This window comes from Lachnospira hominis (ex Liu et al. 2021) (genome assembly GCF_014287955.1).
GTDB lineage: Bacteria > Bacillota > Clostridia > Lachnospirales > Lachnospiraceae > Lachnospira > Lachnospira hominis.
On the sequence record NZ_JACOPD010000004.1, the window covers coordinates 112,553 to 134,671 of the forward strand.

Sequence of the window (22,119 nt, forward strand, 5' to 3'; positions counted from 1 at the left end):
CGAAAGGATGAATTATTATGATTTACGCTTCACTTAATGCAAAAAAAGGTAACTATGAGTATCCGGCAGCAATTGCCACAGCTTTGGAATTTCTTGCAAAGCCTGAAACAAAGGAACTTCCTGTAGGAAGATATGAACTTGACGGAGATAACATTTATGTTCTCATTCAGGATCAGACAACTGCACCTGTAGAAAAGAAGCGTGCAGAAAGCCACAGAAACTATATTGACATTCAGTATCTTTTTACAGGAAAGGAAGTACAGGGATACGCACCTCTTCTTCCGGGCGTAAAAGGTGAAGAGCCTGCCGGAAAGGACAATATTTATTATGATGAAGTAGCTGACGAACAGTTCGTTACATTACATCCGGGTGAATTTACAGTATATTTTACTAACGATATTCATCGCCCTAACTGCACAATGGACGAACCTGTTAATATTCATAAAGCAGTTGTAAAGATTAAGGAAAGCCTTATTAAGTAATAAATTTATATAAGGTTTGTAATATAAGTTGCTTTTTTAAAAGGAGACGTGATGATTGTTTTATGTCTCCTTTTTGCTATATGATTTTTTATACGCTGTTTATAATGGAGTCAGATTAAACATGGAATTATTGGATATAGTTGATGAAAATGGGATACCAACAGGAAAAACCATTGAGAGAAAGATTGCACATAGTGAGGGAATAAGGCACAGGACTGCACATGTGTGGATTATAAGAAAGACGGATAATGGAGCAGAAGTTCTTCTTCAGAAGCGTGCGATGGGTAAGGATTCATTTCCGGGAAGATATGATACTTCTTCGGCAGGTCATATACAGGCTGGTGATGAACCTGAAGAATCTGCAATAAGAGAGATGAAAGAAGAACTTGGAATAGATGCATCCGTCAGTGATTTGCATTTTGTTGATAAATTTGTAATTAATTATAAAAAAGAATTCTATGGAAAGATGTTTAAGGACAGCGAGATAGCTTTTGTTTATGTATATACCGGATCTGTGGATATCGACAAGCTTACATTACAAAAAGAAGAGCTGGACAGAGTGGACTGGTTTAACTTAGAATATGTTTATGAGGAATGTAAGAAGCATAATCAGAAGTTTTGTGCACCGATTGATGGTTTAGAGATTGCGAGAAAATATGTCTGTGAATATGGAATCTGAGATGGATTTTGATGATAAGAAGTTTTATATGAATTATCTTGACGGATTAACGGATGATATGCCGGATGAATTTTTCAGGCTGGCACAGGTATTTGAACTGAATTTGTTTGAACCTGTGAGGATTGATGGCAGCAGTGACATTTATGCGGCATATATTATGAATGATGCAGTTGAAAGCTTTTTTGTGTTTGAACAGCCGGTAATCACAGGTACATACAAAGATATTGAATCTGAGCAGATTGCAGGTGTGGAAAAGCTTGATGATGGTTATATGCTTATAGTAAATCAGGGTGGAGAGAATGTATTTACAATAAAGTTTGTAAAGCTTAGTATTACATCGACATATTTTAATTATGGCTGTATGGGACATTTCTGGGTAAAAGGATATGAATATTTAAGGCAGCTTGAATACCAGTTTGCAGTTATACGCGATAAATACCGTTTTCTTGGAAGTTCATCCTGCAATGAAAAAGAACTTGTGTTTATGAGGCTGGCAGATTTTCCACCGGTTAAAAAGTACAGGTCAGTCCCCAAAGCATATTATGTGCCTTATCCCGATTCAATATATCCTGAAGCGGTCAGTTATCTCATGGAAACCGCAAGAAGTGTCGGAGATAGAAATATGGAACGGATGCTTAAAATTTATCAAAAAAAGCCGGACAGATTAAAATGTAACATTATTGCATCTATGTTTCATAAAAAATCGCATGGACGATTTATAGATAAGATTATCAACGATATGAGGGATGCTGCATCTTCATATGACAGAAGAAAGTTTGACAAAGAAGAGGAAATACAGAACCGGAAAATACATGAAAAAGCTTTAAAAATTATGAATAGTTTTAAGCAAAAAGGGTATGAATGTTTTCTTTACAGAGAAGAGCCGTTTGTATATTTGAAAGATACGATTACATACAAAGAGCATGTGCTTGTATTTAAAAACCATGGACTTAATAGAAAGTGTGATATATATACCATAACCAATGATGAAATGTTTTATAAATGAGAAAAATAATAAAATAAAAAGTATACTTAAAGGCGTGGGAGAGATTCCGCGTCTTTTTTCTGAAAATATGTTGGAAAGGGTTTATATAAATGAACATACCAGAAAGAGCGACGAAAGAACAGATAGGTACAATGACAGATACAGAAGGCAATATACGGGTTTCATCAGTTCCAGGTTCGGGAAAAACGTTTGTGCTTACATACAGAATAGCTTATCTTATAACAGAGATGTTTGTTGAGCCGTCGTCAATTGTTGCACTTACTTTTACCAATAAAGCGGCAGCCCAGATGAAACACAGATTAAGAGATATAGTTGGAGATAATGCTAATTGTTTCACAGGTACATTTCACGGATATTGCAATATGTTTCTTAAAGAAGAGATTCACAGAATGTCATTTCCTAAGACTTTTACGATTCTTGATAAAAAAGCAGAACTTGATATGATTAAGAATGTAGCTGAGGATATGGGTATTTCACTTAAAGATAATACTGCAAAAAAGATAATGAGTGATATAGATATGTCAAAGCAGGATATGTCATATGTTGAGCTTATGTCTGGAATTGATAAGACTGAATTAAAGAGAAAAGCATCTAATGAAAAAAATGTTGACAGGAAGGTGTTCTATAATTACCTGAAGAGGCAGTGTGATAATTATGCTCTCGATTTTGAAGATCTTATTAATTTTACTTTATATATTTTGGAAAAAAATGAAGATGTACGCATACGTTGGCAGGAAAAATGCCAGTATGTATTATGTGATGAGTATCAGGATGTCAATATGAAACAGGATATGCTGCTTGGAATTCTTAGTGGTCTGTATCAGAATTTATTTGTGGTAGGTGATGATGATCAGAATATATATACATGGAGAGGTTCCGACCCTGCATATATGATTAATTTTGATAAGACACATGAAGATGTTAAGGATTATTATCTTACTGAGAATTTCAGAAGTATACCACAGATAGTAAATGTAGCAAAATCGCTTATATCTGCCAACCAGAACAGATTGCAAAAGGAGATGATTTCCAAAAGACCTGATGGTAATAAGCCTGTATTTAATGCACCGGAGACAGAAGAGAAAGAATCTGTGTGGATAGCTGATACTATACTTGATAATATCGCCCGGAATATGAAGTACCGTGACCATACTGTGTTGGTAAGAGCCGCATCGCAGACAAGATCACTGGAGGAAGCATTTGTAAAAAGAAAGATTCCATATAAGATACTCAGTGGTGCAAAGTTCTATGAAAGTGAAGAGATAAGGACAGTTCTTTCATATATGAGAATGGTGTACAGCCTTACAGATATGGATTTATTGTATACAATTTCAAGACCGAGAAGAGGTTTTGGTAAGAAATCGGTGGAAAAACTTAAAAATATGGCAGCTGAAAATGAATGCAGCCTTTTTCAGGCACTTGGAAAAATGATAGAGGAAGGTGAGATTATACAAAAAAATGTAATTGCATATTATGATGCATTAATGGAACTGCATGCTGCATATGAAGAGTACAGCTGTACGGATATTGTAAATAAATGCCTTGATATGGGATACAGGGAAGCATTGGAACAAGATATAGACCAGACAAGGCTTGATAATGTTTCGGAACTTATAAGAACTATAACTGCGATAGAAGATGATAATCAGGAAAAGGTAGAACTGGCAGATTTGCTAAGCCATTTTGCACTGTTTTCGGCACAGGATGAAGATGGTGAATATAACGTTGTTAAGGTTATGACTATTCACACGTCAAAAGGACTTGAATTCGATACTGTATTTGTACCGGGGCTGGTCGAAGGGCAGTTTCCAAGTAGCAGACTCCGCAACGAAGATGAGTATGAAGAAGAGAGAAGATTATTATATGTGGCGATAACGAGGGCTAAGAATATGCTTTATCTTAGCACATACAGAAAAAAAGATGGAAGATTCGGTGCAAGACCATCATCATTTTTAAGTGATATAGACATTAATCTTCTTGATTGTATTAATAACAGCAGAATATTAATTAAAGGGGAAACTGAGCAGATGCTGCCTAAGTTAAAGTTTGATGTTGGAGATATTGTCAGACACAAAGTATTTGGTGTCGGTGAGATTATTAAAATTGATAATATAACGCAGACATATGAAATTCAGTTCAGGAATATAAGAGGAACAAGAAGAATAATGTTTCGTGCAGAGCTTGAAAAAGTCAGTCAGCCGGATTAATTCGTATAATTGATATGAATTTTTGTTTTGACGGATAAAAACATATGGAATTTTGTAACATTGTGGAGACAAAGAGTAAAGGAGAAAAAATGTATCTGATTTCGGCTTATTTTGATGAACATACAACAAGGCAGTTACAGAGGTTTATTGATGCAGTTGCACAAAATACGGGAAATACTTATATGATTGACAATAATGTGCCACCGCATCTTACAATATCAAGTTTTGAGACAAGAAATCCACAAAATCTCTGCGATGATTTTGTGAAACTGTCAGAATTGGAATCCCATGATATAAATATATTTTCTGTAGGCGAATTTTTGCCATATGTTATTTATGTGACGCCCGTATTGGATTTGCATTTGCAGCAAACAGCAGAAAAGGTTTATAATATTTTAGCAGTGCGTGAGGATGTGACAATTAACCGTTGTTATAAACCGTATAGTTGGTTTCCGCATATTACGTTGGGAAAGAAACTTGAAAAAGAGCAAATGATTGCGGCTGTAAGAGCAATGCAGACACATTTTACACCGCTTAAAGGTAAAATTGTGAGATTGGGGCTTGCACAGACGAATCCGCACAGAGATATTTGCACGGTTGATTTGAAGTGATTGATTGTTGAGAGATATGATGATATATGAAGTGATTGATTGCTGAAATATATAAAAATATTTAATGGAGACAATATTATGAAATTTACGATAGATACCCACACACATACGTTAGTCAGTGGACATGCGTATAACACAATAGATGAGATGGCGGCATTTGCTGCCGAAAAAGGCGTTACACATCTTGCTATAACAGATCATGCACCAAAGATGCCAGGAAGTACAGGTGTTTTTTATTTTTCAAATATGGGAATAATCCCAAGGATGAAAAACGGCGTGAAAATGTATATGGGGTGTGAGGCTAATATTATGGATTATGAAGGAAATATTGACCTTAGCGAATATGGGCTTAAAGGCTGTGAGGTTGTTATTGCAAGTCTTCACATTCCTTGCATCAAACCCGGAAACATAGAGGAAAATACAAATGCTTTAATAAAAGTAATGAATAATCCATACATCAATATAATAGGTCACCCTGACGATTCAAGATACCCTGTGGATTATGAGCGTCTTGTAAAAGCGGCAAAGGAAAAGCATGTTCTTCTCGAGTTAAATAATACATCATTAAATCCCGACGGTCCGAGACAGGGAGCATATGATAATGATGTAAAAATGCTTAATCTTTGCAAGGAAAAGGGTGTCTGTATTTCAATTGGAAGTGATGCTCACATAAAAGAAAGCATATGCGGATTTGACAGGGCATATCAGGTTATTAAAGATACAGAATTCCCGGAAAAACTGATAGTGAACAGCGATTACAGACTATATGAGTCGTATATTGGAAAAAGAGAATTATAGGCTATATGAATATATATATTGGGAAAACGAGATTAAAGAAGGTTAAAAAGTTATGGTAAAAAATATCGTAAAAGGAAAGCATATATTTGCAAGAAAAGCAAAACCTGCAACGGAAGCGGACAAGCAGGTTGTAACAGATTTGATTGACACATTGCGTGCCAACCGTGAAATTTGCGTCGGCATGGCTGCAAATATGATAGGTGTAAACAAATCAATAATAGTTGTTGCGGCGAGACCGTTTCAATTTGCAATGGTTAATCCTGTGATAACAAAAAAGTCAGGTGAATATAAGACAGAAGAGGGATGCCTGTCACTGGACGGAGTAAGACCATGCATAAGATATGAAGAGATAGAAGTTGATTATCTTGACAGTAATTTTAAGCCGCAGCATGGAAAATACAGCGGATTGACGGCACAGATAATACAGCATGAGGTGGACCATTGTAATGGGGTGGTGATATAATATTGTGAACAAAATAGGTCTGAATTTAGAAGTATAATGTTATTACTAAAATTTGTACAATGTACAGAAATAAGGAGTGACAATATGGAGATTAAAAGAAACGCATAAATTCAGCTATGCACAATGAAAATGGTGCTTGGCAGATGATTTTCGGAGTGAATACACTGCCGGAGTATCGCAAACACGGATACGCCGCACAATTGATTTGTCGTGCGGTTGACGATGCAAAGCAGCAAGGCCGCAAAGGGCATCAAATGCGGCTGACTTTCTGATGACATTTTTATGAATGAAGATTATATAATAAACAAATATAAAAATACAAAAAGAGGTACATATCATGGAATTACAGGATGTATTAAATGAAAGACGAAGTATCAGAAGTTATGATGCTGATAAAAAAGTTACAAAAGAGCAGCTTGAAATTATTATAAATGCAGCTATATTGGCTCCTTCATGGAAAAATTTACAGACGTCAAGATATTACTGCATTTTATCGGATGAAATGATTAAAGAATTCTCTGATAAATGTTTGCCGGAATTCAATCAGAAAAATTCAGAAGGAGCAGCACTTGTTGTAACTACATTTGTAAAAAATTGCGTGGGATTTGACAGATTATCAGGAGAGCCAGTCAATGAATGTGCCAACGGCTGGGGATATTATGATTTGGGGCTGCAAAATGAAAATTTTGTTCTTAAAGCCAAAGAATCGGGACTTGACACATTGATTATGGGAATTCGTGATGGTGAGGCAATAAGAGAATTTCTTAACGTACCCGAAACCGAACAGGTTGTTTCTGTAATTGCGGTTGGATATGCCGCTAAGGATTCCCATATGCCAAAACGAAAAAATGTTTCGGACATAACAAAGTTTTATTAAATAATATGGTAACAAAGTGCTATAATAGATTAAATACAGGTAGTGACATTAAATGAATTTGTCAATAAATTTGAATTAAAATAAAGTTTTAATATTAAATAGGTATTATTAAGGCAATGGAATGGTATTATGAAAACAAGAGAAGAAGCATTGGCATATGGCTTATCATTTAAGGATACATATATAGAGGCTCCGTTTCATGATGAAAACTGGCAGCTTGTGAGAGTAAAAAGCAATAAAAAAGCATTTTTGTGGACTTATGAACGGAATGGTTATATTAATCTTAATGTAAAAGTTTCACCTGAGTGGAGAGATTTCTGGCGAAGTGCCTATGCATCTGTAGTTGCGGGATATCATCAGAATAAGGAACATTGGAACACTATTATCCTTGACGGTTCAATACCGGATAAAGATATTAAAAGAATGATAGCGGAAAGCTATGACCTTGTATCTGACAGCCCGACAAAAAGAATATACAGTGCGGTTAAAAAGATTCCGAGAGGATGCGTAGCCACATATGGACAGATTGCCGAACTTGCAGGTGACAGAAAAATGGCACGTGCGGTTGGCAATGCATTGCATAAAAATCCTGATCCTGAAAATATTCCGTGCTACAGGGTTGTGAATTCCAAGGGAGAACTTTCGGGGGAGTTTGCGTTCGGAGGAGCTGGAAAACAGGCAGAACTGCTTGAAGCTGACGGAGTAGAAGTTATAAATGGAAAAGTTGATTTAAAGAAGTATGGCATGAATATTTATTTATAAAATTAAATCGACAATTTATATTTTATATGATAGACTTAAAAAGTAGTTTATATTAATGATTTATACGTTTTTTTGGATAAGGGACAGAATATGGAGAAGAACAAGAGATATAGTACGAGTTTATTTGTTATATTATGCCTGCTGCTCAATCTTTCGGGCAAGTGTCTGGCACAATGGCTTAAGCTTCCTATATGGATGGATTCTTTCGGAACTATAGCCGCCACATATGTGCTTGGTCCTGTATGCGGTGTTATTGTCGGAGTTACCCTTAATACATTATATTCTATAATTTATTCCTGGACATATATTTGTTATGCTGTTGTAAGTGCTTTAATTGCAGTAATTGCAGGAGTGTGTATCAAAAAAGATTACATGAAAACACTTCTAGGAGCACTGACGGCAAGCTTCTATATTGCATTTGTATCTTGTGTAGTGTCTGTAATTTTCAATTATATTTTTTTCAATGGTTATACAAATAATATTTGGGGAGACGGAGTTATTGATTCCCTTATAAGCATAGGTTTTAATAATATTATAAGTTACGCTGCGGGAGAATTTTATGTTGATTTTCTTGATAAGGTTATAGCGGTATTAATTCTGTTTGTTTTTGTGAAATTTGACAAAGGATGGAAAAGATTCGATAAAAGAGTAATATCGGTGTGTCTGATGTTTGCGTTGGCATCATCGGTTATAGCCCGGATTGGGCAGAATATGAATCTGTCAATAGAAGCACAGGCAAAAACCCAGAATGAACAACAAAAAGATTCTGATGTAATGGTACAATCAGATAACGATAAAATACAGGATTACAGTTCTTATCTTCAGACGGTGTACGGAAGAGAAAACGGAATACCGGGCGGCTGTGCCAATGATATTGTGCAGACAAATGACGGAATATTGTGGATAGGTACATACGGAGGACTTTACAGATATAACGGAAAAGAATTCGTATGGATTGATGAGTATGATTCGATAAAAAGCGTTAATTGTATGTATCTTGATGAAGAGGGCAGATTATGGATAGGAACCAATGATAATGGCTTGTCTATTATGATAAACGAACAGGTTGCCAATGTTGTATCGGAAAAAGATGGTTTATCTGATGATGCTGTAAAATGTATAACACAGGGAACAGATGGCTGTTATTACGTCGGAACAACAGGCAAGATGTCGGTATTATCCATGGCGGGCGGACTTTCCGTAAAAAAGGTAATAGATGACGTCACATATGCTGTAAGCATTGATGCCGACAAGAGTGGAAATGTTGCAGCGGTAAGTGATAGCGGAAAATTAAGCATAATAAGGGATACGGATGTAATATCGCAATATGTTCCGGCTGACGGAAGTACATATACAACCTGTACATTTGATGAAGATGGTATATTGTATGCAGGAACATCTGCAGATAGTATTGATGTATACAGAGTTGACGAAGGTATTCTTACGTTAATTGATAATCACAAATGTAATGAATTAAAAAATATAAAAAGCCTGAAATTTGTTGATAATATATCGTCAAGAGAAGAGATTTTATTCGTTTGTGCGGATAACGGAATAGGATATTATAACAACATCGGTGATTTTGTAAAACTTAATACGGGAAATTTTAACAGCTCAATAGATAACATGACTTATGATTATCAGGGAAATCTTTGGTTTGTATCATCGCGACAGGGGATTTTAAGGCTCAGTAAATCAGCATTTACACAGCTCTACAATACATATAATACAGACAGCTCGGTAGTTAATACCGTTACCTGGTGGAATGATGGATTTTACATAGGAACCGACAACGGATTATATGTTTCCAAAGATGAGAACACAAATATAAAAGGAAGAAGTATCACACCTGTTATTGATGTGTTAAACGGAGTTAGAATTCGCTGCTTAAAAGAGGACAGCAAAGGAAATCTGTGGATATGTACATCGCGAGCTGGCGTATATAAGCTGACAACTGACGGTGGTGTAAAAAAATATGATAAAAGCAACGGACTTAACGGCGAACTCTACAGAACGGTAACGGAATTGTCCGATAATACAATACTTGTTGCCGGGGATTCGGGAATGAGTTTTATAAAAGATGATGATTCAGTCTATAACATAGGAACACAGATGATAAACAGCAAGGTGCTGTGTACTTTGCAGGCAGATGATAAGACAATATTTGCGGGTACGGATGGAAATGGAATAGAAGTCATACGTGATGGTGTTATTGTGGGTAATTTCGGCAAAAATGAAGGACTTAGTTCGGGAGTTATTTTAAGAATGGTTGAGGACAGTTCCGGTGATGGCATATTTATTGTTACAAGCAACAGTATATGCTATATGGATAAGACACAAAATATACGTGTGCTTAAAAATTTTCCGTACTATAACAATTACGATATTGTCAATGGAAAAGATGGCATGCTGTTTGTTTTGAGTTCTGCGGGGATTTTTGTGGTAGATGAGAAAAAGCTGCTGTCAGGCGATGATGTGGAATATCGTTTGCTTAATAATCAGTCGGGACTTCAAAATGCAATTACGCCTAATTCATGGAATTACCTGGATAAAAATAACAATCTTTATATTTCAACGGAAGATGGCGTAATAGTTATAAACCTGGAAAATTACAGCTCTAATATCAGGTCATACCGAATACAGATGAAATCGATTCAGGTAGATGATGAACTTATCAGAGTAAGAAGAGGGGAAGATATATATATTAACAGCGGGGCACATGTTCTGGAAATGTTTCCGGAGATAGTTAATTATTCGGTAAATGTTCCGTATGTCAGTATATATTTGGAAGGTTATGACAGCGAGCCGAGGGTTATGCTTCAAAGTGAACTGAATAATATAGTATACAGAAATATACCTGTCGGAACATACAGATTTCATCTTGCAGTGCTTGATGATAAGGGAAAAGTGACGGTAACAGAAAATATATATACTATTATTAAAAAAGCCGAAATGTATGACAACTGGTGGTTTAAAATATATATGGTTGCTGTATTTGCAATTATAGTAGCATATATTACTTGGATAATATTTCATACACAGGTTAAAAGAACTCTTGATTTTCAGAAAAAAGAGCTTGAATTTGTCAAGAAGCAGCTTGAAATGGGTAACGAAACCGTTATGACAATAGCGAGGACCGTAGATGCAAAAGATATAAATACAAGTCAGCATTCATTAAGAGTTTCCGAATATTCCGTGCTTATAGCGAAAGCATTGGGCTACAACGAGGACGAATGTGAAAACCTGAAAAAAGCGGCACTTTTGCATGATATAGGAAAGATAGGTATTCCTGACAGAATTCTTAATAAGCCCGACAGACTTACTGATGAGGAATATGCACTTATGAAATCGCATGTTGAAAAAGGTGCACAGATACTTAAAAATTTCACGCTTATAAATCATGTTGAGGAAGGTGCGTTATATCACCATGAAAGATATGACGGAAGCGGTTATATGTATGGTCTTAAAGGTGAAGAAATACCGCTTAATGCAAGAATTATCGGAATTGCAGACGCTTTTGACGCGATGACGGCAAACAGAGTGTACAGGAAAAAACTTGATAAGGATTATGTTATCAGAGAAATTAAACGTGGAAGCGGTACACAGTTTGACCCTAAACTTGTAGAAATAATGCTTGGTCTTATTGAAAAAGGCCTTATTGATATAGACAATCTGTATAAGGATGGTGAAAATCATGTGGAACAATGATATTAAAGAAAAGATAAAAAAAACACTGTCATATACAGCGAAAAGAGACTGCATAATAACATTGATAACATGTATAGTGGTAAGTATAGTTATAGGTGCATTTATTGTTTATTTAAGGCGTGATGAAGATAAAACCATAAAAGTAGGAGTTGTCTACGTCGGAGATGCAAGTACAATGTATACAAATAATTTTATAGAGGCATTGTCTGATATAGAACAGGAATATAATGGTAAAGTTGAAATTGTTTCTATGTATAATGTTGCCGAGGGAACCGAGAGGGACTATCTTGAGAGGCTGGTCAGTGATGGTTGTAATATGATTTTTTCGACAAGTTATAATTACGGTGTGACTACAAAAGAATTGGCACAGAAATACCCCGAGGTGCAATTTTGCATGGCGACATGTTCCAATGCCAATGAAGAACCGTATCTGAAAAATTATCATACATTTATGGGAGCAATATATCAGGGTAGATATGCCGCAGGTGTGTCCGCAGGAATGAAGCTTAAAGAACTTATAGATGACGGCATAATTTCGGAGTCCGAGGCAAAAATAGGATATGTCGGTGCGTATCCTTACGCCGAGGTTATATCGGGATATACGGCATTTCTTCTCGGTGCAAGGTCTGTTGTGCCGCAGGCGGTTATGACCGTTAAGTATACAAATTCATGGAATGATTACCGTACCGAAAAGAAGTACGCTAGGGAATTAATAGACGAGCATTGTATAATTATATCGCAACATTCCGATACGACAGGTCCGGCTACCGCATGCGAAGAAACATCTTCAGATGTACCAGTATACAATGTGAGTTATAATCAGAGCATGCTCGACATTGCACCTACAACTTATCTGACAGGCTGCAAAATTAACTGGAAACCGTATATGAAATCAGCTATAGATGCAGTTCTTAATGATAAAGTGATAGAGAAGCAAGTTAAAGGCAATGTAAACGGAAATGATGTCGGCGCGGGATTTGACGAGGAATGGGTATCAATGCTGGAATTCAATGATATAGCTGTTGCAAACGGCACCAAAGAGAGGGTGAAAAAGGTTATTGAACAGTTTAAAAAGGGCAATATAAATGTATTTCAGGGTGACTATATCGGAGTAAATCCTGATAATCCGTCAGAAAAGATAGATTTAAAAGAAGGATATATTGAAAATGAGTACAGTTCAGCCCCGACATTTAAGTATATATTAAAGGATATAATTACTGTTGAGTAATCGCTTTTTATATTGGCTGGGGGTAAAAATCCAATATTGTTAAAAATTATCATCTGCTTATAATTGTGCCTACAAGATGTGGAACAGGCAGAGAGGTGACTAATATTCAAGTTATTAACTGAGTAAGCAAAGGCTGGAAATCATCTGTTGAAGCGGGCGACGTGATAAAAACTCAGCAGAGACTGTTAAGTTTTAGCGGTTTTTTGATATAATTCAGTATATACTTTTGATGAAACGTATTGTAAAAAGCAATACACTGTGGTACATTAAAACAAACAGGAGGTGTATATTATGGCAGCAAAAACAGCAAATGTTACAGCACGTATTCAACCAAATATAAAAGAACAGGCAGAAGCGATTCTGGAAAGGCTAGGGATTCCTGTATCTGTATTTATTGACATGACATACAGGCAGGTTATTATGAGGGATGGAATACCTTTTTCTCTGGATATTCCGGATAAGCTTATTACAAGAGATACATTAACAAAAACGGAATTTGATACTATGATGCAAAATGGTTTATCACAAGCTAAGCGAGATGATTCTGTTTCTGTTGAGGAGGCTTTCAGTCAGTTGAAAAAGGGAATTTAATGTATGGATAATGAATATGAAGTAAAAGTTACCAGACAGGCATTAGAACATATGAGGGGAATTGTACATTATATTTCATATGACCTTATGAATCCGAAAGCTGCTGATAACTTATTGGATGATTTGAAATCGTCAATACTGAAATTGTCAGTTTTACCAAAGAAACACCCATTGATAGAAGAAGAACCGTGGAGAAGCGAAGGTGTACGTAAAATTATAGTGAAAAATTTTTTGGTGTATTACTGGATAGACGATGAAGGTAATAAAGTTTATGTAACAGCAGTGATTTATAATAAGAGAGACCAGATAAAACAACTGAAAAATATGGATATGCAATAAAAACTGCCTAGATGAAAAACCGCTGAGACCGTGGAGTTTCAGCGGTTTTTTGTTTGGTACTGTCTCTGAACCTTGTATTTGACGAGCTGGTTGGGGATTTTATTTCCAAAAATACCGACTGAACGGTTGTAAATATTGCCTGTGGGCTTGATACGAGGGCATACCGCATGGATAATGCATTGTTGACCTGGTACAATCTCGATTTGCCTGAGACCATAGAGGTGCGAAATTCCGTATACAACGAATCGGGCAGAATATCTACGATTGCTTGTTCCGTACTTGATAAAGCATGGGTGAATCAGGTTAAAGTGAGAGGAAAAATCCTTTTTATTATTGAGGGACTTACAATGTATATGTCCGCCGATGAGGTGAAGACAATGCTTGGAATTATAAGGGATAATTTTGATAATGCATATGTGTGCATGGAAACATTATGCCCTTTATTTGTAAAAAAAAGAAGGCATCGAGAAATCAATAAAAGCCACAGGTGCAACATTTACTTGGGGCACCGACAAATTTGAAGATTTAAAAGATATTGCTGTGTGATTTAAAAAAGTAGGACAGTTTTTATATGGAAATCTGCCGCTTTTTCTGATAAAATAATAGAAAAATTTATACGAGGAGAATTTTAATGAAAATAGGTATTTTAGGATATGGAAATCTTGGAAGAGGTGTAGAATGTGCAATTAAGCAGAATCCTGATATGGAACTTGCGGCCGTTTTTACGAGACGTGCACCGGAAACAGTTTCAATTCTTACAGAGAGTGCAGCAGTTTGTTCTGTTGATGACATTGCACAGTGGAAAGATAAAATTGATGTTATGATTCTTTGTGGTGGAAGTGCAACAGATTTGCCGGTTCAGACACCTGAGTATGCAAAGATGTTTAATGTTGTTGACAGTTTTGATACACATGCAAGAATTCCTGAACATTTTGCGAATGTTGACGCATCTGCAAAGGAAAGCGGACATGTCGGAATTATTTCCGTTGGCTGGGACCCGGGAATGTTTTCTTTAAACCGTATGTATGCAAATGCAATTTTGCCTGAGGGACGTGATTATACATTCTGGGGAAAAGGTGTAAGTCAGGGCCATTCAGATGCAATCCGCCGAGTTGAAGGTGTTAAGGACGGAAAGCAGTATACAATTCCTGTAGAATCAGCTCTTGAGGCTGTAAGAAATGGTGAGAATCCTGAACTTACTACAAGGCAGAAACATACAAGAGAGTGTTTTGTTGTTCTTGAAGAGGGGGCTGATGCAAAAAAGGTTGAAGAAGAAATTAAGAATATGCCAAACTATTTCGCAGAATACGATACCACAGTGCATTTTATCAGCGAAGAGGAATTAAAGAAGAACCACAGCGGAATCCCACACGGTGGATTTGTTATCCGTTCAGGTAAGACGGGCTGGAATCAGGAAAATAATCATGTTATTGAGTATAGCTTAAAGCTTGATTCAAATCCTGAATTTACATCATGTGTCATTGTGGCATATGCAAGAGCTGCATACCGTCTTTACAAAGAAGGTCAGAGCGGCTGTAAGACTGTATTTGATATTGCACCTGCATATCTGAGTGCAAAAGACGGAGCAGAGCTTAGGAAGACACTCCTGTAATTATAATCATAGCAATTTAAGGAGAGAACTTTAAGATGGAACATATATCAAGAAATGCTGCATTTGAATTACTAAAAAAATATAACAAAGATCCTTTTCACATTCAGCATGCACTTACTGTTGAGGCAGTGATGAAATGGTATGCCAATGAATTAGGCTATGGTGATGATGCACAATATTGGGGAATTGTAGGACTTCTACATGATATTGATTTTGAACTTTATCCTGACCAGCATTGTATAAAGGCACCTGAATTGTTAAGAGAGGGCGGTGTGTCAGAAGATATTATTCATGGAGTTGTTTCCCATGGTTATGGGATAACAGTTGATGTTGCACCGGAACATGAAATGGAAAAAGTGCTTTTTGCGGCAGACGAGCTAACAGGTCTTATATGGGCAGCAGCTCTTATGCGTCCGTCAAAGAGCACAAAAGACATGGAACTTAAATCATTAAAAAAGAAATATAAGAGCAAAGGTTTTGCAGCAGGCTGTTCAAGAGAGGTTATTGAACGCGGTGCACAACAGCTCGGCTGGGAACTTGAAAAACTTCTTACAATGACACTTGCAGCAATGGCTGCATCAGAGGATACAATTAATGAAGAAATTGAGAGCATGAATGCAAATGGCAGTAATTGAACTGGAAAAAAATATTTCATATATAGAGCCGACGCAAAATCCATTGTCGGCAAATGTCGTGCTGATTGAAGGAGAAAATAATCTGTGGCTGTACGATGTCGGAAATAATCCGTGTGTGCCACAGATTATATCTGCTTTTAACACTTCAAATAAGAAGATAAATGTGATTTTGTCTCATTTTCATGCCGACCATATAGGTAATCTTGATAAAATCAACTATTCAAATGTGTATCAGGGCAGATTGACTTATAAATATACGAAAACAGGTGAAATACTGGAAAATGATTTGTATTTTCGTGATGGTAATATGAATCTTCATATTTTTCCACTCCCGTCAAGTCATGCCAAAGGTTCTCTGGCATTAGAAATAAATGAAAAATACTGTTTTTTGGGGGATGGTGTTTATGCAATGCAAAAAGGTGAAAAAAGGCTTTATAATGCAGGAATTCTTAAAGAAGAAATTGAAATTCTAAAAAATATAAAAGCACAACATTTTATGCTTAGCCACAGAAATCCTTTTGATAATTCAAAGGATTCGGTTATAAGGCTGCTTGATGGGATATATGCCAAAAGAAAAAGCGGAGAGCCGTATATTTCCGGCATTGACGGGGAATGAGAGGTATTAAGTTAGTCGTATCAGAAAGTATGCAGAGTATATTTATGTAATCTGCACACTTTACATTTACACAAAATAGGTATACTATATAATTAAAATTCCACTATATACAGGAGGAGAATTATGAATTATTCTATTAATACAAAATGCGTACAGGCAGGTTATACACCGGGCAATGGCGAACCAAGACAGATTCCTATTATCCAGTCAACAACATTTAAGTATGATACAAGCGAAGATATGGGAAAGCTTTTTGACCTTGAGGCATCAGGATATTTTTATACAAGATTGCAGAATCCGACCAATGATTATGTAGCTTCAAAGATTGCAGCACTTGAGGGTGGTACAGCGGCAATGCTTACTTCATCAGGTCAGGCAGCCAATTTTTTTGCGTTGTTTAATATATGCGAAGCAGGAAGCCATATTGTTTCTTCATCATCTATTTATGGTGGAACATTTAATCTTATTGAAGTAACTATGAAAAAAATGGGCATAGATGTGACATTTGTAGACCCTGATTGCACAGATGAGGAACTTAATGCTGCATTTAAGGATAATACAAGAGCTGTTTTTGGAGAGTCAATAGCCAATCCGGCACTTACAGTTCTTGATATAGAGAAATTTGCAAAAGCAGCACATGAACATGGTGTACCGCTTATTGTAGATAATACATTCCCTACTCCAGTTAATTTAAGACCTATAGAATGGGGAGCTGATATTGTTACACATTCTACAACAAAATATATGGACGGACATGGTGCAGCTGTAGGCGGTGCGATTGTAGACAGTGGTAAGTTTGACTGGATGGCACATGCTGACAAATTTCCGGGACTTTGTACTCCTGATGAGTCATATCATGGAATTACATATGCAGAAAAGTTTGGTAAAGAGGGTGCGTTTATAACTAAGTGTACTTCACAGCTTATGAGGGATTTGGGCTGCATTCAGTCACCTCAGAATGCTTTTATTTTAAATCTCGGTCTGGAGTCACTTCATGTGCGTATGCCAAGACATGTTGAGAACGGACAGGCTGTTGCAGAATTTCTTGAGAAGCAGGATAAGGTTGAATTTGTCAATTATCCGGGACTTCCATCGAATAAATATTATGAAATAGCAAAGAAATATATGCCAAACGGAGGTTGTGGTGTAGTTTCCTTTGAATTAAAAGGTGGAAGAGAAGCAGCAGAAAAGTTCATGAAGAATCTTAAACTTGCAGCAATTGAGACTCATGTAGCTGATGCGAGAACATGCTGCCTCAATCCTGCAACATCAACACACAGACAGATGAATGATGAACAGCTTGCAGCGGCGGGAATTCCGGCTGGACTTATACGTATATCATGTGGTCTTGAAGATAAGAATGATTTGATTGCCGATATCAAGCAGGCACTTGATGCTATTTAATAAAAATTTAATAAACATCTTCAAATAAGCTTGAAGAGCATTTTAATTAAGTAATATTTCAAAAGGAGAAGCTCACGGGCTTCTCCTTTTTGGACTCAGGTTATTCATTATATTAAAATCTTGCAAGCATACGGTTTAGGATTTTATCGCATATAAATGTATAAGCAGAACTAAAGATATTTGCACTTATTCTTAAAATAACAGCGTATTGGGCACCGAAAAGCCCTGCTGCAATAGATAGTGCACCAAATGTATTAAAAGCTGTCTGCCATGCATATCCTGCTGAATATCCAACACCGATACCACCGATTATTCCTATATAAGGGTACATTGATGAAGGCAGTACATAGTAAAGGACAAGGAAAAGAAGGCATCCGACTATATTAAAAAGTCCTCTTTTCACAGCTCTTGGCTTTATGTCATTTGAAAATGGAAGGCAGACTGACATACAGGCGATACCTGCCCACATGGCACGAGGGAGGTTGAGCAGTGACATTGCAAGTATTGAACTTGATACAATAAAAGTTAGTTTAATATACCATTTTGTGCGTGATGAAGTAATATTAAATTCTGAAAATAAATTTTTAAAAGTACGATGGTAAGGTCTGTTTTTCTGATTTTTGTAAAAAACAATCATGCATATAAGCATGCCTGCTGACAAACCTGCAATTCGCATAAGATAATCGTGTCCGCTTACATCATATCCCAGAAGCAGGAGATAACTGAGAACAAATGTTGAATGGTTATACATAATGACATTATGGCAGCTGAAAATCATAAGGAGCATTATACATAAGAAATTAATAAAAAATGCCGGTATGGCAGGCACCATATTTGCAAGACGTGGACCGGCAGCTAATATTACAAATATACCTGCAATTGAAATAAGTCCGTGATTTGTCTGAATACCAAAATCAGCCTGTCTGAGTACAAGTACAGAAAGCAGAACGCATACACCAACGACGCTGTTACTGTTTCCTGTCAACATACTGAAAATAGTTACAATTGCAACGCAGAATATCATTACAAGATAAACCTTGAAATTATATATTAAAATATGTCTGAATTTTTCTTTTTTGTCATGTGTATTTTTGATTAACTGCTTAGAACCTGCAGAACTAAGCTGTAATTCCTGATAAAATGTCATAGAAACCTCCTTGTGATGATGTAAAAATAATCCCCACAATAGACAGGGTTGAATAATATAACATTAATGACGGATTATGTCAAATAATTTTAATTTTACATGTAAAATTTTAGATGCAAATTTAAATAATAAGTACCAATGCAAAAATAAAAGTTATATAATAAAATTATAGGGAAGAGGGGGAATGACAGCTGCCTGACAAAAAAGGGAGAGAGTATCAGGACAGCTATCGGAGTTTATGAAAAGGTTTTATCTAATGTCTTTCGACATTGTTTATATTACAGGTAAAATGTGATTAATAATTGTTGATTTTATGAAAAAATTGTGAAAAACATGAAGTGTCTCGAAGAAAACAAAAAACAGGATACAGAAAGGCGGTTAATATGAAAGTTGGAATTATAGGAATGGGAAATATGGGTGCAAAATATGCCCTGATGATAGCAAAAGGTGATGTCAAAGGCATGGAACTTTCTGCGATAACAAGAGTTACTGATGAAAGATGGGATATGATTAGACAATATGTTTCACCTGAACTTATGAAGTTTAATTCGGGCGACGATATGTATGCTGCCATAGATGACAACAGTCTGTCAGTGGATGCAGTAATAATAGTAACACCACATTATTCACATGAAGAACTTGTTAAGAAAGCGTTTGAACGTGGAATAAGTGTACTTTGTGATAAACCTGCAGGAGTTTATTCAAGACAGGCAAGAAGTATGTGGGAGGCATATAAGAGTGCAAAAAAAAGCTGTCCGAAACTTCAATACGGATTCATTTTCCATCAGAGAACATTTCCTGTTTATAGAAAAATAAAAGAAATAATCGATAATAAAACGTATGGTAATATTAAAAGGGTAAACTGGGTTATTACAGACTGGTACAGACCTGATGCATATTATGAATCTGGTAAATGGAGAGCAACGTGGAAATATGACGGAGGAGGAACTCTGCTTAACCAGTGTCCTCATAATCTTGATTTATTGTCATGGATATGTGGAAATCCTTCAGATGTTGCCGGATTTTGCAGCGAAGGCAAGTATCATCCGATAGAGGTAGAAGATGATGTCACAGCATATATGGAATGGGAGAATGGTGCAAGCGGAGTGTTCATTGCATCAACAGGCGAGGCACCCGGTGTCAACAGGCTGGAGATAAGTCTTGATAATGCTCTTCTTGTATGTGACAAAGGCCAGCTTCGTGTATGTGAACTTGACAAGCCGGAAATAGAATACAGAAGAGGAAATGGTGATTTATTTGCTAAGCCAAAGTATGAGTGGAAAGATATAAAGACAGAGCCAAATGATGGTGCATATGAAAAACTACTGACAGAATATGCAGCGGGAAGGTGTGTTGCAAATGGAGACGAAGCTATTAACAGTCTTTATTTATCCAATGCAATATATCTTTCATCATGGAAAAACAGAAAAGTTGCATTGCCTGTAAGTGGCAGCAGATATGAACTTATGTTTGAAAAACAGTTTGAAAAAGAACTTGAAAAAAAGATTAATAAAGCTATAAGACGTAAGTGATAGAATAGCAGAAGCCGCGGTTTTATATAACTGCGGCTTCTAAAGATTTTTCGAGATTTTTCAATTCTTTTAATTCTCTTATTGTAAAATATCCACATACAATGGCGGCGGCTGCATCGGCGATAGGACCTGCATACATTACGCCATCAATTCCCATAAAAATAGGGAAAATAATTATAAGCGGAAGCAGGAACAATATCTGTCTTGTAAGTGACATAAATACACCAAGTCTTGATTTACCTATAGAATTAAAGAAATTTGATGTTACAGGCTGTATTCCGTTGATGATTGTCAAAAACATATATATTCTGAAATACCTTTCAGAAAACTTAAAATATAATTCACTTCCGTTACCGAATATACTGATAATCTGGCGTGGAAATACCTGAAAACATACAAATGCAATAAGCGATAAACCGGAAGCTGCAGCAAGTGCCAGCAGATATGTTTTACGTACACGTTTATATTTTTTTGCTCCGTAATTAAAGCCGATAACAGGCTGTGTTCCCTGAGATATTCCGATTACAAATGACATAAATATCATATTTACTTTTGTGATAATTCCGGCACATGCGAGAGGAATATCACCGCCATATACAGACATTGCACCATAATGTGCAAGTGTGTTATTCATTACAATCTGAACGACTGTCATTGCAATCTGGTTGAAACATGCACTTGCTCCGAGGATAAAAATATTTTTCCAATGATGCAATGAAACTGTAAAGCTGCTTTTGCTTAATTTTATATTTTTAAAATGAAACATATAGCGTAAACTTATGCAAAATGAAATTATCTGTCCAATAATAGTTGCAAGTGCGGCACCTGTCATTCCCATCTTAAATACAAATATGAAGACAGGATCAAGAATTGTATTTACAATTGCACCGATAAGCATTGATGTCATTGAATAGTTTGGACTACCATCTGCGAGAATCAGCTTGCTCATTCCTGTATTGGCTATCAGAAATGGAAAGCCTATAGCAGTAATACGCGTATATGCCTCTGCATATGGAAGTACATCAGGTGTTGCACCGAAAAATTTAAGCATTGGCGTAAGGAATATGGTGGTTATAAGAAATAAAAATATTCCCATTATAGCCATAAGAATTATTCCATTGCCGGCATATTTTTCTGATTCTTTCTTCTCACCTGCACCAAGATGCAGTGAGTAATTGGTTGCACAACCAATTCCGAGCAGGAGTGATATAGCCGTGCATGTTGTTGATAGTGGAAATGCAATATTTGTTGCTGCATTTCCAAGCATACCGATACCCTGACCGATAAAAATCTGATCGACGATGTTGTATAACGCAGTAACAAGCATTGATATAATACATGGAATTGCAAATCCTACAAGAAGTTTTCCCTCGTTTTTGTACCCGAGTGGATTTTCATTTTCATTATTGATGCTCATTGTGT

At 36.3% G+C, this 22,119-nt stretch carries 21 protein-coding genes; 19 read left to right on the plus strand and 2 right to left on the minus strand.

Translation table 11 applies throughout. The features are described 5' to 3' along the window. Positions 1–17 precede the first annotated feature (17 nt). From H8S01_RS06645 to H8S01_RS06730, 18 genes are all read left to right on the plus strand, one after another. A complete protein-coding gene (locus H8S01_RS06645) occupies positions 18–482 on the plus strand; it encodes a YhcH/YjgK/YiaL family protein (RefSeq protein WP_021866334.1) in 465 nt (154 codons plus the stop codon). A 121-nt stretch (positions 483–603) separates the two neighbouring features. Continuing rightward, the gene (locus tag H8S01_RS06650; RefSeq protein ID WP_021866333.1) at positions 604–1,161 is read left to right on the plus strand and encodes an NUDIX hydrolase; all 558 of its coding nucleotides are present in this window, start codon (positions 604–606) and stop codon (positions 1,159–1,161) included. Next, a complete protein-coding gene (locus H8S01_RS06655; protein WP_186836758.1) occupies positions 1,151–2,167 on the plus strand; it encodes a DUF3878 family protein in 1,017 nt (338 codons plus the stop codon). Before H8S01_RS06650 ends, H8S01_RS06655 begins: the two co-directional genes overlap by 11 nt. Before the next feature lie 89 nt (positions 2,168–2,256). After that, a complete protein-coding gene (locus tag H8S01_RS06660; protein WP_186836633.1) occupies positions 2,257–4,374 on the plus strand; it encodes an ATP-dependent helicase in 2,118 nt (705 codons plus the stop codon). A gap of 44 nt (positions 4,375–4,418) precedes the next feature. Further along, a complete protein-coding gene (locus H8S01_RS06665) occupies positions 4,419–4,985 on the plus strand; it encodes a 2'-5' RNA ligase family protein (protein WP_243204258.1) in 567 nt (188 codons plus the stop codon). A gap of 78 nt (positions 4,986–5,063) precedes the next feature. Continuing rightward, a complete protein-coding gene (locus H8S01_RS06670) occupies positions 5,064–5,783 on the plus strand; it encodes a phosphatase (RefSeq protein WP_186836634.1) in 720 nt (239 codons plus the stop codon). 52 nt (positions 5,784–5,835) lie between these two features. Next, positions 5,836–6,246, plus strand: a complete 411-nt coding sequence (locus H8S01_RS06675; protein ID WP_186836635.1) for a peptide deformylase — start codon at positions 5,836–5,838, stop codon at positions 6,244–6,246. A 337-nt stretch (positions 6,247–6,583) separates the two neighbouring features. After that, the gene (locus H8S01_RS06680) at positions 6,584–7,123 is read left to right on the plus strand and encodes a nitroreductase family protein (protein ID WP_021866312.1); all 540 of its coding nucleotides are present in this window, start codon (positions 6,584–6,586) and stop codon (positions 7,121–7,123) included. 129 nt (positions 7,124–7,252) lie between these two features. Next, positions 7,253–7,885: a methylated-DNA--[protein]-cysteine S-methyltransferase gene (locus tag H8S01_RS06685; RefSeq protein WP_186836636.1), complete on the plus strand. Its 633-nt coding sequence runs from the start codon at positions 7,253–7,255 to the stop codon at positions 7,883–7,885. A 90-nt stretch (positions 7,886–7,975) separates the two neighbouring features. Then, entirely contained in the window at positions 7,976–11,593 is a 3,618-nt protein-coding gene (locus tag H8S01_RS06690) for an HD domain-containing phosphohydrolase (protein WP_186836637.1), read from the plus strand. Further along, positions 11,580–12,821 carry a BMP family ABC transporter substrate-binding protein gene (locus H8S01_RS06695; protein ID WP_186836638.1) on the plus strand — a complete coding sequence of 414 codons (1,242 nt, stop codon included), beginning with the start codon at positions 11,580–11,582 and terminating at the stop codon, positions 12,819–12,821. The genes H8S01_RS06690 and H8S01_RS06695 overlap by 14 nt, the downstream gene beginning before the upstream one ends. Positions 12,822–13,112: 291 nt before the next feature. Continuing rightward, complete coding sequence (locus tag H8S01_RS06700) at positions 13,113–13,412, plus strand: type II toxin-antitoxin system RelB/DinJ family antitoxin (protein ID WP_186836639.1); 300 nt, start codon at positions 13,113–13,115, stop codon at positions 13,410–13,412. A 3-nt stretch (positions 13,413–13,415) separates the two neighbouring features. After that, positions 13,416–13,751, plus strand: coding sequence for a type II toxin-antitoxin system RelE/ParE family toxin (locus H8S01_RS06705; RefSeq protein WP_021866317.1), 336 nt, complete (start codon positions 13,416–13,418; stop codon positions 13,749–13,751). A gap of 167 nt (positions 13,752–13,918) precedes the next feature. Then, positions 13,919–14,272, plus strand: coding sequence for a class I SAM-dependent methyltransferase (locus tag H8S01_RS06710; protein ID WP_243204260.1), 354 nt, complete (start codon positions 13,919–13,921; stop codon positions 14,270–14,272). Between the two features lie 104 nt (positions 14,273–14,376). Next, the gene (locus H8S01_RS06715; RefSeq protein ID WP_186836760.1) at positions 14,377–15,363 is read left to right on the plus strand and encodes a diaminopimelate dehydrogenase; all 987 of its coding nucleotides are present in this window, start codon (positions 14,377–14,379) and stop codon (positions 15,361–15,363) included. Positions 15,364–15,398: 35 nt separating this feature from the next. Next, positions 15,399–15,998, plus strand: a complete 600-nt coding sequence (locus tag H8S01_RS06720; protein WP_186836640.1) for an HD domain-containing protein — start codon at positions 15,399–15,401, stop codon at positions 15,996–15,998. Beyond that, a complete protein-coding gene (locus H8S01_RS06725; RefSeq protein WP_243204262.1) occupies positions 15,985–16,614 on the plus strand; it encodes an MBL fold metallo-hydrolase in 630 nt (209 codons plus the stop codon). Before H8S01_RS06720 ends, H8S01_RS06725 begins: the two co-directional genes overlap by 14 nt. Positions 16,615–16,737: 123 nt before the next feature. Beyond that, entirely contained in the window at positions 16,738–18,018 is a 1,281-nt protein-coding gene (locus tag H8S01_RS06730; RefSeq protein WP_186836642.1) for an O-acetylhomoserine aminocarboxypropyltransferase/cysteine synthase family protein, read from the plus strand. 112 nt (positions 18,019–18,130) lie between these two features. On the opposite strand, the gene H8S01_RS06735 is transcribed toward H8S01_RS06730, so the two are convergent. Beyond that, positions 18,131–19,165 carry an FUSC family protein gene (locus H8S01_RS06735; protein ID WP_186836643.1) on the minus strand — a complete coding sequence of 345 codons (1,035 nt, stop codon included), beginning with the start codon at positions 19,163–19,165 and terminating at the stop codon, positions 18,131–18,133. A gap of 383 nt (positions 19,166–19,548) precedes the next feature. Between H8S01_RS06735 and H8S01_RS06740 the strand changes: the two genes are divergently transcribed. Then, entirely contained in the window at positions 19,549–20,697 is a 1,149-nt protein-coding gene (locus H8S01_RS06740; protein ID WP_186836644.1) for a Gfo/Idh/MocA family protein, read from the plus strand. Positions 20,698–20,719: 22 nt separating this feature from the next. On the opposite strand, the gene H8S01_RS06745 is transcribed toward H8S01_RS06740, so the two are convergent. Then, the gene (locus H8S01_RS06745) at positions 20,720–22,114 is read right to left on the minus strand and encodes an MATE family efflux transporter (RefSeq protein ID WP_021866325.1); all 1,395 of its coding nucleotides are present in this window, start codon (positions 22,112–22,114) and stop codon (positions 20,720–20,722) included. Between the last annotated feature and the right edge of the window lie 5 nt (positions 22,115–22,119).

What these genes read in the sequence shown, in the direction of transcription:
- H8S01_RS06645 (WP_021866334.1), top strand. Translation starts at nt 18, where the DNA reads ATGATTTACGCTTCACTTAATGCAAAAAAAGGTAACTATGAGTATCCG.
- H8S01_RS06650 (WP_021866333.1), top strand. Translation starts at nt 604, where the DNA reads ATGGAATTATTGGATATAGTTGATGAAAATGGGATACCAACAGGAAAA.
- H8S01_RS06655 (WP_186836758.1), top strand. Translation starts at nt 1,151, where the DNA reads ATGGAATCTGAGATGGATTTTGATGATAAGAAGTTTTATATGAATTAT.
- H8S01_RS06660 (WP_186836633.1), top strand. Translation starts at nt 2,257, where the DNA reads ATGAACATACCAGAAAGAGCGACGAAAGAACAGATAGGTACAATGACA.
- H8S01_RS06665 (WP_243204258.1), top strand. Translation starts at nt 4,419, where the DNA reads ATGGAATTTTGTAACATTGTGGAGACAAAGAGTAAAGGAGAAAAAATG.
- H8S01_RS06670 (WP_186836634.1), top strand. Translation starts at nt 5,064, where the DNA reads ATGAAATTTACGATAGATACCCACACACATACGTTAGTCAGTGGACAT.
- H8S01_RS06675 (WP_186836635.1), top strand. Translation starts at nt 5,836, where the DNA reads ATGGTAAAAAATATCGTAAAAGGAAAGCATATATTTGCAAGAAAAGCA.
- H8S01_RS06680 (WP_021866312.1), top strand. Translation starts at nt 6,584, where the DNA reads ATGGAATTACAGGATGTATTAAATGAAAGACGAAGTATCAGAAGTTAT.
- H8S01_RS06685 (WP_186836636.1), top strand. Translation starts at nt 7,253, where the DNA reads ATGAAAACAAGAGAAGAAGCATTGGCATATGGCTTATCATTTAAGGAT.
- H8S01_RS06690 (WP_186836637.1), top strand. Translation starts at nt 7,976, where the DNA reads ATGGAGAAGAACAAGAGATATAGTACGAGTTTATTTGTTATATTATGC.
- H8S01_RS06695 (WP_186836638.1), top strand. Translation starts at nt 11,580, where the DNA reads ATGTGGAACAATGATATTAAAGAAAAGATAAAAAAAACACTGTCATAT.
- H8S01_RS06700 (WP_186836639.1), top strand. Translation starts at nt 13,113, where the DNA reads ATGGCAGCAAAAACAGCAAATGTTACAGCACGTATTCAACCAAATATA.
- H8S01_RS06705 (WP_021866317.1), top strand. Translation starts at nt 13,416, where the DNA reads ATGGATAATGAATATGAAGTAAAAGTTACCAGACAGGCATTAGAACAT.
- H8S01_RS06710 (WP_243204260.1), top strand. Translation starts at nt 13,919, where the DNA reads ATGGATAATGCATTGTTGACCTGGTACAATCTCGATTTGCCTGAGACC.
- H8S01_RS06720 (WP_186836640.1), top strand. Translation starts at nt 15,399, where the DNA reads ATGGAACATATATCAAGAAATGCTGCATTTGAATTACTAAAAAAATAT.
- H8S01_RS06725 (WP_243204262.1), top strand. Translation starts at nt 15,985, where the DNA reads ATGGCAGTAATTGAACTGGAAAAAAATATTTCATATATAGAGCCGACG.
- H8S01_RS06730 (WP_186836642.1), top strand. Translation starts at nt 16,738, where the DNA reads ATGAATTATTCTATTAATACAAAATGCGTACAGGCAGGTTATACACCG.
- H8S01_RS06735 (WP_186836643.1), bottom strand. Translation starts at nt 19,165, where the DNA reads ATGACATTTTATCAGGAATTACAGCTTAGTTCTGCAGGTTCTAAGCAG.
- H8S01_RS06740 (WP_186836644.1), top strand. Translation starts at nt 19,549, where the DNA reads ATGAAAGTTGGAATTATAGGAATGGGAAATATGGGTGCAAAATATGCC.
- H8S01_RS06745 (WP_021866325.1), bottom strand. Translation starts at nt 22,114, where the DNA reads ATGAGCATCAATAATGAAAATGAAAATCCACTCGGGTACAAAAACGAG.